This window comes from Streptomyces sp. C (assembly GCF_000158895.1).
Classification (GTDB): Bacteria; Actinomycetota; Actinomycetes; order Streptomycetales; family Streptomycetaceae; genus Streptomyces; species Streptomyces racemochromogenes.
The window spans coordinates 519,142-520,069 of sequence record NZ_GG657750.1 but is presented as its reverse complement, the minus strand read 5'-3'; the positions used below and the strand labels follow the sequence as shown (position 1 = coordinate 520,069).

The window sequence follows — 928 nt, the reverse complement described above, 5'->3', positions numbered from 1 at the left end:
TCCTGTCGACATCGGGGCGCAGCGGCAACCTGCTGTCCGCCGCGATGACGGCCCGCGCCGCGGGCGTGGAGGTCTGGGCCCTGACCGGAGCCGCCCCCAACCCGCTGGCGGAAGCCGCCGACCAGGCCCTGTGCATCGACGCCGCCTCGACGGCGACCGTGCAGGAGGCCCACCTGGTGGCCGTGCACCTGCTGTGCGAGTCCTTCGACGCGGCCCTCGCCTCCGCCGGCGCCGCCGCCGTCGGGACGGCGCTCCGGCGCGCCGTCACCACCGTCGGGAGGACCCGGTGACCGGCCGCGCACCGCTGGTCGTGGTCGGAGACGTCCTGCTGGACCGCGACATCCGCGGGGCCGCGTCCCGTCTCGCCCCCGACGCCCCGGCGCCCGTGGTCGACGTCGAGGACGACCTCTCACGACCCGGGGGCGCGGGACTGGCCGCGGTGCTGGCGGCCCGCTCCGGCCGGGAGGTCGTCCTGGTCACGGCACTGGGCGAGGACAGGGCCAGCAACCGCGTGCAGGAGAACACTGCACGACCGTGTCCGGCTGGTCGAGCTAAAAACTGGAAGGCTCCCTGCCGGTCAAGACACGGGTACTGGCCGATGGCCGTCCCCTGGTCCGGATCGACCGGGGCGGCGGCCGGGTCGGCGCCCCCGACGCGGCCGTGGGCCGGGCCCTGGCCGACGCGAACGCGGTCCTCGTCTCCGACTACGGCCGGGGCACCGCTCAGGCGCTGCGGCCCCTGCTCGCCGACAGCGCGCGCCGCGTACCCCTGGTGTGGGACCCGCACCCGCGGGGCGGACCACCGGTGCCAGGAGCCCGCCTGGCCACGCCGAACGCGGCCGAGGCGGCCGCGCTGTGCCCCGACGAGGGGGACTCCCTGGCCGCGCACGCCCGCGCGGCGCGGAGCTGGCGGAGCGCTGGGGCGCCGC

1 protein-coding gene and 1 pseudogene are annotated in these 928 nt (G+C 77.8%); both read left to right on the top strand.

Annotated elements, in window-relative coordinates; genetic code table 11:
• Positions 1–290: SIS domain-containing protein (locus tag SSNG_RS02530; RefSeq protein WP_042800425.1), on the top strand; the 290-nt coding region annotated here is incomplete at its 5' end.
• 370 nt (positions 291–660) lie between these two features.
• Positions 661–928: pseudogene (locus tag SSNG_RS43390) on the top strand (D-beta-D-heptose 1-phosphate adenosyltransferase); the annotation flags it as partial.